The following is a 16,167-nucleotide window of genomic DNA, read 5'->3' as shown; positions in this document are numbered from 1 at the left end:
GGGGGCGCGGCTTCTCCACGCAGGCTCGGTGTCAGTCCGGTAGCCGTGCGCCCTGCCGGTCGAGCTCCCGGCGCACCGCGGCGGTTTCCACGTCGCCGTCGCGGGCGGTGAACGCCGCGGCAACCCCAGCGGCCTGCCCGGTCGCCAGCGCGGTACCCATGACGCGCAGCGAGGCGCCCGCACCGGCGTCACCGTCCACGGTGCGGCCGGCGCCGAACAGGTTCGACGTGTTGCGGCTGCGCAGCACGTCCAGCGGGATGCCGTAGTAGCCCGGCTCCCCGATGTGCTTCCACTCCGAGGGAATTCCCGGTCCGGGATGGGACTCGATCGGCCACGCGCAGACCGCCACGGCATCGTCCACCGGCCCCGGCTGCAGCACCTCCTTCTCCGTCAACTGTGCGCGGCCCACGAGGTGGCGGGACTCGCGCGTGCCCAGTTCCGGTCCGGTGCTGACGATGTAGGCATTGCCGCATCCCGGGAGCGACCGGATCGCCTGGAGGTAGGCCTGGGCCTGTCGCCGGGCGCTGCGCTCGGCGCGGCTGGTGTCCGCAGCATCGCGGGCGTCGTACCCCTCGTCGGCCAGGTAGGTGATGACGTCTCCCGACACCGGCATCCTCGCGATCAAACCCCTCTCGCCGGTCAGGTCGTCCCGCCCCGCTTCCTTCACCGAGCGGATCAGCGAGGCCAGGGCGGCCCGGTCCACCGCGACGTCGGCCGGGATGCCGCCGAACCGGACGCCGAGCGTGCCGTTGATCACCCAGCCGTCGTTGCCGTACCGCACTTCCGCGCCGCCCTGGTGCGCGAGGTCGGCTTCACCGGTCGCGTCGACGAATGCGTCCGCGGTGTAGGAGTGGGTGCCAGAGTGATCGGCGACCCGCAGTGCGGTGATCCGGTCATCGCGCCGGGTGGCGTCGAGGACGTGCGAGTGCAGCAGCACGTCCACGCCCGCCTGTTCGCACAGCTCGTCCGCGACGCGCTTCACCGATTCCGGGTCGAACACCACCGCGACCGCCGTGAACTTGCGCGGCTCGGTCACCGCGTCCAGCTCGCGCAGCCCGGCCAGCACCTCCTCGGCGACCCCGAACACGACCTGGCGCAGTTCCTGGGTGTAGAGGCCGCAGTAGGTGACGACGTTGCGCAGGGTGGCGGCTCCGCCCAGGCACGGACCACGTTCGATCAGCAGGGTGCGCGCACCCGCGCGCCGCGCGCCGAGGGCGGCACCGATACCCCCGGATCCGCCACCGGCCACGATGACGTCGTAGTGATTGGTCACTGTCCGAATCCTTTCCTCAGCGAGCAAGGGTTTCCGGGGACTGCACGGGAGCGGTGGTGGCGGTGTCGCGTTCGCGGACGCCGAACATGAGCAGCATCCCGAGCAGCGGACCGGCGGCGAGCGTGGCGAAAGCCCAGAAGAACGACCCGGTCGCCTGGAACACGCCACCGATCACCACCGGCACGATCGCGCTGCCCAACTGCCAGAACGCGTTCGTCATGCCAGCAGCGGAACCAGCGAGCCGCACACCGGAGAGCTTGGGGATCAACGCCGTCATGAGCGGGCTGTACACGTACGCCGCGACGCCGAGGAACGGCGCCACCCACAGGAATCCGGCCAGGTCGTCGCGGGTGCCGAAGACCAGCAGGGTGATGACGAATCCACCGAGCACGACGATGGTCGGTACTTTCCGCCGTCCGCCGAAGAGGTCGGACACCACGCCCACGAGGGGCTTCGCGACGATGGCCGTGATCCCGAAGATGACCACGACGGTGCCGGCCTGGACCGGTGAGATGTGGTTGCCCTTGATCATCAGCGCGTTGGACCAGGTGATGAAGCCGTAGGTCCCCCACAGCCCGCCGAATCCGGCGAGGCCGAGCAGCCAGAGGTCCCGGTTGCGAGCCAGCGGGCGCAGGCTCGGCAGCTCCCGGTGGGCCTCCACGACCTGCTTCCCCGGGCGGAGCAGCAGGAAGCACAGCACAGCGACACCCATCGAGACCGCGCCGAACAGGTGGTACGAGGCACGCCACCCGGATGCGGCGATGAGACTCGGCACGACCGCGTTGGCGATCACGGTGCCGAGCGAGGTCGCGGTCATGAACAGGCCCATCGCGAAGCCCCGGTCCTTCGCCGGGAACCACTGCGCGATGAGCTTGATCCCGGCCGAGTAGTCGCATCCCGCGAACACGCCGACCGCTGCCTGGAACGCGATGCCGAGCACGACGGAGTCCGTTTCGCCGAACAGGACCATGAAACCGCCGGCGAGGAACAACGAGGCAGCGAGCACCACGCGCGGGCCGAGCCAGTCCGTCAGCACCCCGCCCGCGGCGTTGGAGATGACGTAGCCGATGTAGTAACCGGTGGCGAACACCCCCAGCCCGGCCAGCGAGACGCCGAGGTGCTCGCCGACCGCCACCGAGGCGGGACCCCAGGTCGACCGGTCCACTGCTGTCATCGTGAACGCTGCCCACGACAACACCAGCACCACCCACCGGTAGGGGTGCCGTGCCCCGACGGGATCGACGACAAGACTCATCGTTGAGCGTCCTTTCTCCACACGCGGTGGTCCTGCCTGCCAGGCAGAGCTCGGGTGCCCCGATGGTCGATGGCGTGCCCCGCCGCTCGTGATGATCACCCGAAAGACCAGATGGAAGGAAGTACACCGCGTTTGACAGCGGCGCGTCCAATGCCGGGTAATCAGTGGAGCCATGCCCACCAGGCAGAGCGAGGGCGAGGAGGCCCATGGAACTGCGTCATCTCCGGTACTTCGCCGCGGTCGCGGCGGAGGGCTCGCTCTCGCGTGCCGCCGAGCGCCTGCACCTCACCCAGCCGTCGCTGAGCAGGCAGATCCGGCAACTCGAGCGCGACATCGGCACGCCGTTGCTCGAACGCACCACCTACGGAACGGCCCTCACCCCGGCTGGCGCCGCCCTGCACCGCCACGCGCTGCTGCTGCTCCGGCTCGCCGACGCCGCACCCGACATGGCACGCTCCGCGGTCGGCCAGAGCCGGGAAGTCGCGCACATCGGCGTTCCACCGGGCATGCCGGATGGGTGGTTGCTCGACGTGCTCGCCGCCCTCGAGGTCGGCGTCCCCAGGGCGGCGGTGGCGCTGACCGAGGCGAGCAGCACCGAACAGCTGCGGATGCTCCGCGAAGGGCACCTCGACCTCGCCATGGTCCACGAGCAGCCGCAAGCCCGGTTCCGCGCCGAGCGCCTCTTCGACGTGCCCTTCGGCGTCGCCGTGCGCCCCGGCCATCCACTGGCCGACGGCACGACCTGCCGCGTCCGGGACCTCGACGGCCTGCGGGTCCTCGCCCACGGCCGACAGCAGGTACCGGTCGTCGACGACCGGCTGGTGGTCGCCGCCCACGATGCGGGCGCGGTACTCCTGTGGCAGTTCGCGCAGTTCACCGAACACGCACGCGCTTGCGCCCAAGCCGTCAAAGCCGACGCCGTCCTGCTCGTCAGGCACTCCGCGCGCCGCCTGCTGCCCGACTGGCCGTGGCTCCCGCTGACCGCACCGGAGCTCGCACTGACCACCTGGCTGGCCTGGCCGCCGGAGACGCGAACCGTGGTCGGCGACGTAGCCCGCGTCATCAGCGCGCACCCCGGAGCCGACATCGGAGAAGCCGGCTGATCAGCATTCTTTGGCCGGGAGGCGACGTGTTAAGTGGTCGGACGGCCGGCGTTCTCTCGCATCCGCTCGATCTCTTCGGGAGTCCAGCCGAGGATGCCACCGAGGATCTCCTCGTTGTGCTCGCCGAGGTCCGGCCCCGCGGAGCGAACGGGGATCGAGGTCTCGTCGAGCAGTGGCACGATCCCCGGGAACGCGACGGTTCGCACGCTGCCGTCGACGTCGACCGGGAGCTCCTGCACCATCGCCCGGGCGAGGAACTGGGGGTCGGTGGTGATGTCGGCGGCGGTCATGATGGGGCCGGCCGGCACTCCGGCGGCGTCGAGCGCAGCCAGCACGTCCGCGCGCGACAGGGTGCTGGTCCACGCGGCGATGGCGTCGTCGAGCTCGTCGCGGCGCGCCCAGCGCTGAGCGTTGGTGGCCAGGTCGGGGTCCTCGGCGAGGTCGTTGCGTCCGATGGTCGCCATGTACCGCTTGAAGATCGAGTCGCCGTTCCCCGCGATGACGACCGAGCTGCCATCGGCGCAGGGGTAGGCGTTGGACGGGGCGATGCCCTCCATCCGGCCACCGACCCGGGCCCGGTGGACCCCGTAAGCGGAGTGGTCGGGCACCAGCGACTCCATCATCCCGAACACCGCCTCGTGGAGGGCGACGTCGACCTGCTGGGTCAGCGGCGAGGGCGCAGCTCGACCGGTTCGGCGAGCCGCCTCGCGCTGGTAGAGCGACATGACGACGCCGAAGGCCGCGTACAGGCCGGCGATGGAGTCGCCGATGGAGATGCCGACGCGTGACGGCGGTCGATCGGGCTCGCCGACCAGTTCGCGGAGGCCGCCGTAGGCTTCGGCGACGGCCGCGAACCCTGGCATGCCCGCGAGCGGGCCGGTCTGGCCGAACGCGGAGATCCGGGCGACGACGAGGTCGGGCTTGGTCTCGGCGAGCGTGGCCGCATCCAGTCCCCAGCGGTCGAGGGTGCCCGGCCGGAAGTTCTCGACGAGCACGTCGCAGGTCGAGATGAGGTCCAGAGCGGCCTGGCGCCCGGCTTCGGACCGGAGGTCGAGCTCGATGGAGCGCTTGTTGCGGTTGATGGTGCGGTAGAGCATCGAGGTATCGCCCGCGTAGAGGCGCCAGTTGCGCACTTCGTCGCCGGTGCGGGGCCGTTCGACCTTGATGACGTCGGCGCCGAAGTCGGCGAGCATGCGTCCGGTCATGGGGGCGGCGATGTAGTTCCCGAGCTCGAGGACGCGGATCCCTTCGAGGGGAAGCCGCTGGTTCGCAGGTGAGTTGTCGGTCATCGAGGGTCTCCTGTGAAGTCACCGGCGCTAGCGAGAAGGCCCTGGACGGGGCTGTCGTCCCGCGGGCCGACCTCGACTGGTTCCACGCTCATGCAGCGCCCCCCTCGGCGTTCGGCTCCCACGAGGTGGGGCGGTAGATCGGGCCGCGGGCGACGACCTGGTCGAGGAGGCCGCCTTCGGCGTACTCGGGTTGGGGAGAACCGTCCTGGTGCTCGCCCACCTGCCCTTCGTACTCGAGCCAGTTGCGCGCTTTCGGGCTGAGCAGGTACGCGCCGGCGATCGCGAACGTCAACCGGGAGAAGGCGTCCGGCCGTTCGCGTTCCAGCCGCTCGCACCACTCCCGGGGCTGGTCGAGGTCGGCCTCGGCGAGCAGGGTGCGGAAGTCGGCGTGCAGGTCGGGGCGGAGGTGGAGGAACTGGTCGATGAACCGGGACGCGACCGCGGCCTGGTCGGCCGACGGCCCCGACCCGCCTTCCGGGATCAAGGTCTCCCCGAGGACGTAGACAGCCTCGCGCTCGTCATCGGTCAGGACATCCTGGTCGAGTCCGCTCGACCCGACGGTGCTGCGGGAGCTCATGCGGCGGCTCCCGCACGTCGTTCGGTCCTGGACAGCCGCCCCTGGCGGAGGAACGCGTCGCTGGACCACAGGGCGAGCGCTGCCTGCGTCGCGGCGGGGTTGACGCCCCCGGAGGTCACCCAGGTGCTGGAGTCGAAGATGAACAGGTTGGGGATGTCGTGGGTCCGCCCGAAGCGGTCGGTGACGGAGCTGGCCGGGTCGTCGCCCATGACTGCGGTGCCCATGAGGTGCCAGCCGCTGGCGCGCACGTGCGGACCGACGATGATCTCCTTCGCCCCGGCGACTTCGAAGGACTCGACGGCGCGAGCGATGTGGAAGTCCATGAGGCGCTTGCTGTTCTCGTCGACCGCGTAGGTCAGCTTGGCGCCCGGCAGGCCGTCGGAGTCGGCGCGATCGGACGCCAGGGTGACGGTGTTGCGCTCGTCGGGGAGGTCCTCGGCGACGATGCTCCACATAGGAGCGTGCCCGAGCCGGCCCTTGAGGGTGTCGTGGAAGCTCTCGAACCACATCGGTTCCGGAGATTGGCCCCACGGGTAGGAGCGGGTGAGGCCGAGGGGACCGCCGGTGGGCTGGAGGCCCCACTTGGCCCCGCGGACGAAGCCGCGCGCGGGGTCGGACTCGTAGAAGTGCATGGTCTGGATCTGCTGGCCCCAGGATCCGGACTGGGTGGCCAGGTCCTCGTCGAAGATGCCGGCGACGGCGCCGAAGGGGTGCATCATCAGCCGCTTGCCCAGCAGCCCCGAGGAGTTCGCCAACCCGTCGGGGTGCTCGGAGGTGGCGGACATGAGCAGGGTCCGCGGAGTCCCGACTCCGTTGGCGCACATGATCACGGCGCGCGCGTCGACCTTGTGCAGGGCACCGTCGCGGTCCACGTACTCGACGCCGGTGGCCTGGTCTCCCCGGACGAGGACCCGGGTGACGCGGGCACCGGTGCGCAGGTCCGCGCCGCCGTCGACGGCTGCCGGCCAGTGCGTGATGTCGGTGGAGGCCTTGGCGCGCTCGGGGCAGCCGGACATGCAGGTCCCGTGCTGCCGGCACGGGCTGAGCATGCGGTAGTCGCGGGTCGAGATCGCGTTGCTGCCCGGCCACCAGTGCCATCCGAGCTCGTTGAGGGCCTTCGCCATCCGGCGCCCGGCAGCGCGGATCGGCACGGGCGGGTTCGGCGGTCCTTCTCCCGCGGGGTAGGCGGGATTGCCTGCGAGACCGGACACTCCCAGCTGCCGCTCGGCTTCCACGTAGTAGGGCTCAAGGTCCTCATAGGACAGTGGCCAGTCGTCGGCGACGCCGTCGTGGCTGCGCACCCGGAAGTCGCTCGGCGTCATGCGGTGCCACTTCGCGGAGTACAGCACCGTTCCGCCGCCCACGCCGTTCCACATCAGCGCGGAGATGTCGGAGGCGGTGTCGTCGACCGGGTAGTCGGCCTCGGCGCGTCGGCTGTTCGGGTCGCGCGCCCAGTAGCGGTCGGCGGTGACCTCGTAGTCGGGGAAGTCGGCGCGGGCCTTGTCGTAGTCGGCCCAGTCGCCCTGCTCGAGGCAGACGACGCGGAGTCCGGCCGCGGTCAGCGCGGCCGCGGTGATCCCTCCCGCGAGGCCTGCGCCGACGATCACCACGTCGGCCTGGTCGGTGCTCATCTGATCGTCCCTCGTGTGGTGGTTTCAGGCGGGGAGGCGGAAGGTGATGACCTTCTCGACGGACATCTCGCGGATCGCCGAGGCGGGGCCTTCCTTGCCGATGCCGCTGGATTTCACGCCCCCGTAGGGCATGTTGTCGGCGCGGAAGTTCGACGTGTCGTTGATGTGCACCCCGCCGCTCTCGACACCGCGGGCGAGTCGCAGCGCGGTGTCGATGGACGCGGTGAAGACACCGGCCATCAGGCCGTAGGGGGTGGAGTTGGCGAGGTCGACGGCTTCGTCCAGGTCGTCGTAGGGCAGGACGGCGATGACGGGGCCGAAGACCTCCTCCCGGCACAGGCGGGCGGGCGCGGTGACGCCGAGCAGCACGGTCGGCCGGAGCTTACCGCCGTCGACGCCGCCGGTGACGACTTCGGCGCCGTGGGCGACCGCGTCGTCCACGAGTCCGGCGACGCGACGGACTTCCGCAGGGGAGATCAGGTTTCCGATGACCGTGTCGGGGTCGAGCGGGTCGCCGGTGGTCAGCGCTGCGACCTCCTCGCCGATGCGGCGCGCGAGGTCATCGGCGATGGAGCGGTGCGCGATGACCCGCTGCACGGAGATGCACGACTGCCCGGTCGAGGCCGTGCCGCCGGTCGCGCAGGACCTGGCGGCGAGGGAGAGGTCGGCGTCGTGGGCGACGATCGTCGCCGCGTTGGAACCCAGCTCCAGCACGACGCGTTTGAGGTGGCGTCCCGCGCGCTCGGCGATCTTCGCGCCGATCGCCGAACTCCCGGTGAAGCTCACCAGGCGCACGTGCGGGTCTTCGCACAGCGCGGTGGCGACGTCGGGTCCGCCGTTGAGGATGCTGATCGCGGCCGGGGGCCAACCGCTGGTGACGACGGCCTCGGCGAGCACGAGGGTGGTGAACGGAGTGCGCTCGCTGGGCTTGAGCAGGACGGGGCAACCGGCCCCGATGGCGCCGGCGACCTTGTGCACGGCCAGCAGGAGCGGGAAGTTGAAGCCGGCGATCGCGGCCACGACCCCGACCGGTTCCCACGTGGTGAAGGCGAGCCGCCCCGCGCCGACGGGAACGGCGTCGACGGGCACTTCGCGACCGCCGAGTTCGGCCACGGCGTCCGCTGCGGCCTCCAAGGTCGCCACGCAGCGCTGGACCTCACCGCGGCTGTCGCGGAGCGACTTGCCGACCTCCAGGACGAGGGACACCGCCAAGTCCTCGATGTGGCTCTCGAGATATGCCGCTGTGCGCCGGAGGATTTGGGCCCGCTCGCGTCGCGACATCGCGGCGCACGCAGCGCGGGCGCCGTCGGCGGTCGACGCCGCCTCCGCTACCACCGCCGCGTCCGCGTGGACCACGTCGCGTCCACCGGTCGGCGATGCCGGGGATGCCACCTCGACGACGGAACCGTCCAGGACGGCGCGTCCTCCCACGACGAGGGGCAGCGGTCCGGCGCCGGTCCGCAGGGCCGAGGGGCCGGGCAGCGGGGGAGGGGTTGCGTCGTCGAGCATGGCCGTCCTCGTCGTCGTGTGCGATTAGTGCATGCAATCGTGTGTCGGGGCGGCTTCGATGTCAACTGCCGGTTCGGCTCAGTGTGTACAAAAATCGTGTCCTTTGCCGAGATTTAGCCGGTTGAACGAGACATGAGCGGCCAGTGTGTATGCACTAATGAGATCGGGGCAGTCTTGGAACCCTGCTGGTTACAGCGTCGGATCCTTTTCTGAACTGGATGTATCCGACTCTTGGCGTAGTGGATCAGCGGGCTTCTCGTCCGGTGCTCTGTACTTTCGGTGCCGAACCGGGCCTCTTGACATTTTTTGCATGCACTAGTGATCCTGTGGGTCCGATCACAGGGCTCGGCGATCAGCGGGCCGCGGGGAGCATCCGGGCCGTCGGTCCGAGATCAGGACGAACATGACCACCACATCCACGGGGGCGACGCCGGCCCCGATGGGCCGGGTCCGCGCGATCACGGGCGCGACCGCCGGCCACGCCATCGAGTTCTTCGACTTCACCGTCTACGGCTTCCTGGCCGTCCACATCGGACACCAGTTCTTCCCGTCCGGGAATCCGACGGCCGAGCTGCTGAGCAGTTTCGCGGTCTTCGGGCTCGCGTTCTTCGCCCGACCGCTCGGCGGACTGGTCTTCGGTCCGCTCGCCGACCGGATCGGCCGCAAGCAGGTCCTCGTCCTGGTGCTCACGCTGATGTCCGGGTGTTCGGTGCTGATCGGTCTCCTGCCGACTTTCGAGACGTGGGGCATCGCCGCACCGGTCGTGCTGGTGCTGCTGCGCACCTTGCAGGGGTTCTCCGCCGGTGGTGAGTACAGCTCCGGTTCCGCGTTCCTGCTGGAGTTCGCAGGGCCGGGCCGACGTGCCTTCGGCGTCAGCTGGCTGACGTTCGGCACCACGGTCGGCCTCACCGTGGGCATCGTGACCGTGACCGGCGTGACGGCGGTGCTGAGCGAGGAAGCCATGGCCGACTGGGGTTGGCGCCTCCCGTTCCTCATGGCCGCCCCGCTCGCGGGGATCGCGCTCTACATCCGCGCGAAGATCGAGGACACCCCGGAGTTCCAGGCGCTCGCGCAGACGAAGCAGATCAACGCGGCGCCGGTTCGCGACGTGTTCGGGCGCGGGCGCAGCCTCGCCCTGATCGTGGGCATCGGCGCCATGCACGCGACCTGCTTCTACGCCGTGTTCACCTACATGCCGACCTACATCGGAACCGTCAACCAGTACGGCGCGACCTTCGCGCTCATCTCGACGCTCGTCTGCGCTGCCGTCACCCTGGTCGCGCTGCCCCTGCTGGCGACGTTGTCGGACCGCGTCGGGCGCCGACCGGTGCTGATCGTCGGCTCGCTCGGCTTCGCGGCCATCGTGTTCCCGGTGTTCAGCGGGATCACCCTCGGGAACCCGGCTCTCGCGATGGCGGGCCAGGTCGGTCTGGGGCTCCTCACCGCCACCTACCTCGCCGCCTCGGCCGCGGCGATGCCGGAGCTGTTTCCGGTATCGGTGCGTTCCACCGGAGTCGCCATCGGCTTCAACATCCCGGCCGCGCTGTTCGGCGGCGGTGCACCGTTCGTGGCGACCTACCTGATCGATGTGACCGGTTGGACCGTGGCGCCCGCGATCTACCTCCTGGGCACGGCGCTGATCGGCTTGGTCGCAGCCCTCGTCCTGCGGCCGGCGGACATCCACAGCGACGAGATCGTCGACGGGCAGACCGTCGTGGTGTCCGAACCCGATGCTGTTCCCGGCGCGTGATCCGGCCCGGCAACACCACCGCGTCGGCCGCTGTCGAGCGGCCGACGTGGCCTAATGTGGGCGTCGTCGGCAGCGGGATGATGGTGAGGAGGGTGCCTCGGTGAGCGAGCCCAACGCCGCCGCGACGCGCGTGTACGACGAACTCCGGCGGCAGATCATGACCTGGCAGCTCCCGCCCGGCACCGCGCTGCGCGAGGTGCAGATCGCCGCCGAGTTCAACGTGTCGCGCACCCCCGTGCGCGACGCGATCCAGCGCCTCCGCTCCGACGGCCTCATCGAGCCGCGCGGACGTCGCGGGGTCGAAGTGTCCCGGTGGAACCCGCGTGAACTCGAAGACACCTATCGGCTGCGAGCCAACCTCGAGGCCTGGGCGGCCCGGCTCGCCGCGGAGCGTCCGAATCTCCTCGACCTGCCGCGACTTCGCGAGCTGGCCGACGAGATGTCAGCGCTGGCGCGGAGCGAGCCGTTCGACCACGAGCGCATCGCCGAGCTCAACATCGAGTTCCACGAGTCCATCCGGTCGGCGGCGGGCAGCGACCGCCTCGTGACCACCTTGACCACCGTGGTCCACATCCCGCTCCTGCACCGCGTCTTCACCGCGTTCACCCCCGAACAGGTCGCCACCACCTGCCAGGAGCACCACACGATCATCGCTGCGCTCGAAGCCGGTGATGGCGACTGGGCGGAGTCGATCACCCGCGCGCACATCCTCGCCGCGCTGAACGCGTTGAAGGGACCCCGCGGCCTGTTCGCCACGACGAACGCAGAAGGCACCTGACCCGCAGCGCAGGCCTGCGAAACGCATCGGAAGCGGTGGGACGGCGTCACTGTCCGCTTTCCGCATCGAGCGGAATTGGACATATAGCGCCGCGAGGGCAAGAGCGGCGTGATTGCGGGAGCAGGAGTGGGAGGCTGGCCTTCGTCCAGCCCGCGGTCGGGTCACGCTCCTGGGGGTTGCATCGCCTGCCACAGCCGCACCGCGATCTGGAACGCCGGTGCAGTTCGCGAGTCGGTGATGTCGTGTCCCAGTGCTCGGGTGATCTTGTCCAGCCGGTGGTAGAGGGTCTGTCGCTGGAGGTGGAGGCGGCTCGCGGTGGCGGTCCGGTTGGAGTCGCAGTCGAAGAAGGCGACGAGTGTTTCGAGGAGCCTTCGGGACGTCTCGGGCTGTTGTTCCAGGAGGCCGCCGAGCTGTTCCTCCACGAAGTCGTGGAGGACGTCGCGCGCGTCGAGCCGGTGCACGAGTCGTCGAACGGCGACGATGTTGGCGTCGATGACCGAATCCGGCAGCTCTGGCCGCAGGAGGAGGCACCGGCGTGCTTCGGTGACGCTGTGCCGGATGCGATGCGGATTCCGGGCCAGCGGTCCGATGGCAACGGTGCAGTCCTGCGACGGGGTGTGGGCCAGGATGTCCTCGATGAGCTGGTGCCGCGCTCGTTCAGGTGAGTTCCCAGGCAGGGCGACGATGGAGAGCCGTTCGTCCTTCCCGGCCCGGCTCAGCACCGGACGTCCCCGGTGGCGGACCGCTTGCTCCACCGGTCTGAACGGCCCACCAGCGGGCATCACGACGGCGACGTGGGCGCAGGCGCCGCCGAGCGCGGTTGCGCCGACGAGTTCGGCTGAGGTCTCCGGAGTGGTGTCGGATCGTTCCAGCGCTTGGAAGAACGCGTGGGCTGCGGTGTCCTCAGGGCCCGCGGGATGGGACCGCTGCAACGCCAGGGCGAAGGATGGCGGCGCGCGGTCGAGCGCGGCGTCCAGGAGATCGGCGTCCGCTCCGGGGAGGGGCTCGATCCTCAGGGTAGCCGTGACGATCCCGTGCACGGCGATCGGCGCCTCGTGCGCCGTGCCGAGCTCGGTCATACCGTCCGCCTGGTCGACGGCGAGGACATGTCCTGTCGGGTCCTGCACCGACACCCTCGCGTTGAGCCAGGTCGCCAGGACGTTCACCAGCGCGGGCAGGTCGCCGCCTGAGATCAGCTGCTCGGAGAGCTGGTCGGACAGCGAATCGGCCAGGCGCAGCCGGGAAACCGAGGCGTTGATCAGCAATCCGTTGATGCCTTCGGCCACTTCGACGAACGGAACCGTTCGGCGCAGCTGCACGAGGGCGAAATCCCGTTTCCTGGCCTCGTCCACCAGAGCGGCGGGCAGTTCCTCCGCCCGCTCCACAGCGACAGCGGTGACGTCGTGCTCGACGAGCTGCTGGATGTAACGCCGCTGCTGCTCGTCCGACGCAGTGGTCAACACCATCGCGGCGGTGAGCACGAGCTCGCCACCGCGCAGCAGGTGCGCCAGCTCGACGACCTCGCTCGAATGCACCCACCTGACCGGCCGCGAATCGTCGCCGGCGAGCAGGACCGGGTCGGCAGGGCAGAGGCTGGGATGGCGCAGAACGTCGGAAAGCGGGATGGACATGAGACATTCCGTCCAGTCGACCCGGCAACATGTTTTACAGAACGTACCTTGTTCCTCGTGGTGCGCGCCACAAGTATGGCTGGATCGACATCGGTCACGTGGAGGCGCTCATGACGGCAGTTCCACCGAGCAGCAGTGCGAACCAGGACGTGGAGCGAGTACTGCAGCCCATTCCGGGGGAAGCTCGGACCACCGCTGTGTCCGGCCAGTTCTGGATATGGGCCGGTGCCAACATCGCCCCCATCAACTGGGTGCTCGGCGCCCTGGGGATCAAGCTCGGCTTGGGATTGGCCGATGCGGTGCTGGTGCTCGTAGCGGGAAACCTGGTCGGAATGGCCCTGTTCGGACTGTTCGTGCTGCTGGGGCAACGCACCGGTGCCACCGGAATGGTCTTGTCCAGAGCGCCTTTCGGCCGTCGCGGCAACTACGTGCCGGCCGCGATCCAGGCGGTCTTGGCCGTCGGGTGGTGCGCGGTGAACACGTGGATCATCCTCGATCTGGTCATGGCTCTGCTGGCCGAGCTCGGCCTGGTCGATCCGATGGCGCACAACTACACCGCCAAGATCGTGGTCGCCGCGCTGATCATGGCCGTCCAAGTGGTGATCTCCTGGATCGGCTACCGGGCCATCGCGGCGTTCGAGAAGTGGACGGTGCCGCCGACCATCGTGGTCCTGGTGGGGATGTCGCTCGTTGCCTGGACCAAACTGGACATCGACTGGTCCTACGCGGGCCCGCCGGGTGAGTTGCTGCACGGCTGGGATCGGTTCGCGGCGATGACCGGGGTCATGACGGCGATCGGCATCGGCTGGGGCATCACCTGGTTCACCTACGCGGCGGATTACTCCCGATTCGTGAGCCGGGCAGTTCCGCGCCGCAAGCTGTACCTGGCCAGCGCCCTCGGTCAGTTCCTGCCGGTGGTGTGGCTGGGGGTGCTCGGGGCTTCGCTGGCCACGAAGAACGGCCAGGCGGACCCGGGCCAGCTGATCGTGAGCGCCTACGGTTCGCTGGCCGTACCGGTCCTGTTCTTGGTGGTGCACGGGCCGATCGCGACGAACATCCTCAACATCTACACGTTCGGTGTTGCGGCGCAGGCGCTCGACCTGCGGGTCTCACGCCGGATGCTGAGCGTCGTGGTGGGGGTGTTCGCGATGCTGTGCGTGACCTTCTTCATCTTCCAAGGGGATTTCGCGACCGTGCTGGATTCCTGGCTGGTTTCGCTGGTTGCGTGGGTGGCCGCTTGGGGCGCGATCATGCTGGTGCACTTCTACTGGATCGAGCGCGGTACCGCCGACGTGCAGCGGTTGTTCGACCCGGTCGGGACGTCGCGGTTGCCCGATGTCAACCCGGCGGCGCTGCTTTCCTTCGGCGCCGGGATCGTCGCGACGTGGTTGTTCATGCACGGCGTCATCGAGGTCTTCCAAGGGCCGTTGGCCAGTGCGCTCGGCGGCGTCGACCTCTCCTGGCTGGCGGGTGGCCTGGTGGCAGGGGGTGCCTACGCGGTGCTGGGGTCGCGGGCCCACCGCCGGTACGTCGGTTCGATCGTCGAGCGGAACGAGCAGAGGAGTGCGAAGTGACCGATCTGGACGGTGTTGGGTTCCGGTGGCCGGACGGCTACCGCGCGGCGAGCGCGTTCACCTTCGACGTGGACGCCGAATCGTGCGTCCTCGCGCACGATCCCGGAGCCGCGGAGCGGATGTCGCTGATGGGGCACCAGTCCTACGGGCCGCGGGTGGGAGTTCCCCGGCTGCTGCGGCTGCTGGCGCGGCAGGACGTGCGTGCGACGTTCTTCGTCCCCGGGTTCACGGCCGACTGCTACCCGGACGTCGTGAAGTCCATCGTGGACAACGGGCACGAGATCGCTCACCACGGTTATCTGCACGAACCCATGCGCGGCATCAGCGCCGAGGCGGAAGCCGAGTACCTGGACCGCGGGTTGGAAGCGTTGGACCGGGTGGCGGGCGTGCGGCCGGTCGGATATCGCGCGCCGTGGTGGGAGACGAACTGGCACACGCCCCGGTTGCTCGCCGAGCGGGGCTTCGCCTACGACTCGAGCCTGCTCGACGACGACGTGCCGTACCGGATCGCGAACGCCGCACCGGAAACACCGTCGTTGATCGAGATCCCGGTGGACTGGGCGCTCGACGACTGGGAGCAGTACGCGTTCTACCCGGGCTGGACGGGCAGCGGGGTGATCGAGAGTCCGCAGAAGGTGTTGGAGATGTGGTGGCTGGAAGCTTGCGCGCGGCACGCGGAGGACGGGTGCTTCGTGCTGACCAACCACCCGTTCCTGTCCGGGCGCCCGGCGAAGGCCCACGCGTTGGAGGAACTCGTCGAGCGGGTCAAGGGGCTGGACGGGATGTGGGTGACGACCTTGCAGGAGATCGCTGAGCACGCGGAGAAGGTGTGCGGGCCCGGAAAGGCCCACCAGCGACCGGAACCGCAGCTGCGTTGACGGTGCCAGTGCGGTGCCCCGCGGACCGTCCACTGGGCACCGCACTACTTCTTCGGGGCGCCGAGCCGTTCGGAGATGTCCTCGGCGGTGGCCCGCACGACCTCGGCCAGTTGCTCCCGCAGGGATTCGGACACCCGGAAGCTCGGTGCGGAAAGCAGGACCGCCGCGACCGCCCGGCCGCGGTGATCGCGAACCGGGGCGCTGATGCCGACCTCCTCGATGGAGGTCTCCCCGGCGTTGATGGCGAAGCCGTCGGCGTGCACCTGGGCGAGCCGGTCGAGGTAGCGCTGCACGGCGTGCTCGTCGTCGTGCACGCCTCCCAGCAGTCGCCGGTCGAGCAGGTCCCGCACCTGCGCGGTCGGCATTTCGGCCAGGAAGACCTGCACCGATGAGCTGGCCGAGGTCGAATAGCGGGTGCCGATCGGGGTGGTGTGCTTGACCTGCATCGGGCTGGACACCTGCTCGACGGACACCGACTCGTTACCGCTCCACACCACCAGGGCACTGGTCTCCTTGGTCCGCGCGGTCAGCTCCTCCAGCGCCGGGTAGGCGATGCGGCGCACGTCCAAGTTGGCCAGCAGCGGACCAGCGAGGCCGATCAGCCCCAGGCCCAGGCGGAACCGGCCGCTCTCCGGATCGCGCACCACCAGGTCCATCTGCTCCAGCTGGGCGAGGATCCTGGACACCGTGCTCTTGTGCAGGTCGACCCGCCGGGAGATCTCGGTGACACCCAGCGCCGGCTCGCTGACCGAGAAGGCCCGCAACACGCTGACCCCGTTCTGCAGCACGGAAGGCGCGCTCTTGGTGTTCTGGTCGTCGGTGTTGCCGGTCATGTCAGGAGCTCCTCCATGCCGATGGCGCCGGGGCGGGTCCCGCCCCCCCCCCCCGCGCCCGGCGTTGCCGCGGGTGAGCTCTTGGT

The 16,167-nt window shown here is 69.6% G+C and carries 13 protein-coding genes; 5 read left to right on the top strand and 8 right to left on the bottom strand.

Features of this window, described 5'->3' with window-relative positions; all coding sequences use genetic code 11:
• Positions 1-31: 31 nt before the first annotated feature.
• Positions 32-1,273: an FAD-dependent oxidoreductase gene (locus OU415_RS35545; protein ID WP_270954041.1), complete on the bottom strand. Its 1,242-nt coding sequence runs from the start codon at positions 1,271-1,273 to the stop codon at positions 32-34.
• 16 nt (positions 1,274-1,289) lie between these two features.
• Positions 1,290-2,528: an MFS transporter gene (locus OU415_RS35540; RefSeq protein ID WP_270954039.1), complete on the bottom strand. Its 1,239-nt coding sequence runs from the start codon at positions 2,526-2,528 to the stop codon at positions 1,290-1,292.
• A gap of 206 nt (positions 2,529-2,734) precedes the next feature.
• Here OU415_RS35540 and OU415_RS35535 point away from each other — a divergent pair, with 206 nt between their 5' ends.
• The gene (locus OU415_RS35535; protein WP_270954038.1) at positions 2,735-3,631 is read left to right on the top strand and encodes a LysR family transcriptional regulator; all 897 of its coding nucleotides are present in this window, start codon (positions 2,735-2,737) and stop codon (positions 3,629-3,631) included.
• Between the two features lie 29 nt (positions 3,632-3,660).
• On the opposite strand, the gene OU415_RS35530 is transcribed toward OU415_RS35535, so the two are convergent.
• The 4 genes from OU415_RS35530 to OU415_RS35515 form a co-directional block, all read right to left on the bottom strand.
• The gene (locus OU415_RS35530; protein WP_270954037.1) at positions 3,661-4,920 is read right to left on the bottom strand and encodes a CaiB/BaiF CoA transferase family protein; all 1,260 of its coding nucleotides are present in this window, start codon (positions 4,918-4,920) and stop codon (positions 3,661-3,663) included.
• An 88-nt stretch (positions 4,921-5,008) separates the two neighbouring features.
• Positions 5,009-5,497, bottom strand: a complete 489-nt coding sequence (locus tag OU415_RS35525; protein ID WP_270954036.1) for a hypothetical protein — start codon at positions 5,495-5,497, stop codon at positions 5,009-5,011.
• Positions 5,494-7,128, bottom strand: coding sequence for a GMC family oxidoreductase (locus OU415_RS35520; RefSeq protein WP_270954034.1), 1,635 nt, complete (start codon positions 7,126-7,128; stop codon positions 5,494-5,496). The genes OU415_RS35525 and OU415_RS35520 overlap by 4 nt, the downstream gene beginning before the upstream one ends.
• A gap of 24 nt (positions 7,129-7,152) precedes the next feature.
• Entirely contained in the window at positions 7,153-8,637 is a 1,485-nt protein-coding gene (locus OU415_RS35515; protein WP_270954032.1) for an aldehyde dehydrogenase family protein, read from the bottom strand.
• A gap of 403 nt (positions 8,638-9,040) precedes the next feature.
• On the opposite strand from OU415_RS35515, the gene OU415_RS35510 reads away from it, so the two are divergent.
• A complete protein-coding gene (locus tag OU415_RS35510; protein WP_270954030.1) occupies positions 9,041-10,387 on the top strand; it encodes an MFS transporter in 1,347 nt (448 codons plus the stop codon).
• 100 nt (positions 10,388-10,487) lie between these two features.
• Entirely contained in the window at positions 10,488-11,165 is a 678-nt protein-coding gene (locus OU415_RS35505; protein ID WP_270954028.1) for a GntR family transcriptional regulator, read from the top strand.
• 161 nt (positions 11,166-11,326) lie between these two features.
• Here OU415_RS35505 and OU415_RS35500 read toward each other — a convergent pair whose 3' ends face one another.
• Entirely contained in the window at positions 11,327-12,796 is a 1,470-nt protein-coding gene (locus tag OU415_RS35500; RefSeq protein ID WP_270954026.1) for a PucR family transcriptional regulator, read from the bottom strand.
• Positions 12,797-12,906: 110 nt separating this feature from the next.
• Between OU415_RS35500 and OU415_RS35495 the strand changes: the two genes are divergently transcribed.
• On the top strand, positions 12,907-14,370 hold the full coding sequence (locus OU415_RS35495) for a purine-cytosine permease family protein (protein ID WP_270954025.1): 1,464 nt from the start codon (positions 12,907-12,909) through the stop codon (positions 14,368-14,370).
• Complete coding sequence (locus OU415_RS35490) at positions 14,367-15,248, top strand: polysaccharide deacetylase family protein (protein WP_270954024.1); 882 nt, start codon at positions 14,367-14,369, stop codon at positions 15,246-15,248. The genes OU415_RS35495 and OU415_RS35490 overlap by 4 nt, the downstream gene beginning before the upstream one ends.
• 44 nt (positions 15,249-15,292) lie before the next feature.
• Here the strand turns inward: OU415_RS35490 and OU415_RS35485 are convergent, their stop codons facing one another.
• Positions 15,293-16,081 (bottom strand): IclR family transcriptional regulator, encoded by a 789-nt coding sequence (locus tag OU415_RS35485; protein ID WP_270954022.1) that lies wholly within the window; start codon positions 16,079-16,081, stop codon positions 15,293-15,295.
• Positions 16,082-16,167 lie beyond the last annotated feature (86 nt).

This window comes from Saccharopolyspora oryzae, from assembly GCF_027853915.1.
GTDB classification, from domain to species: Bacteria; Actinomycetota; Actinomycetes; order Mycobacteriales; family Pseudonocardiaceae; genus Saccharopolyspora; species Saccharopolyspora oryzae.
This window is presented reverse-complemented; position numbering and strand designations above follow the sequence as displayed.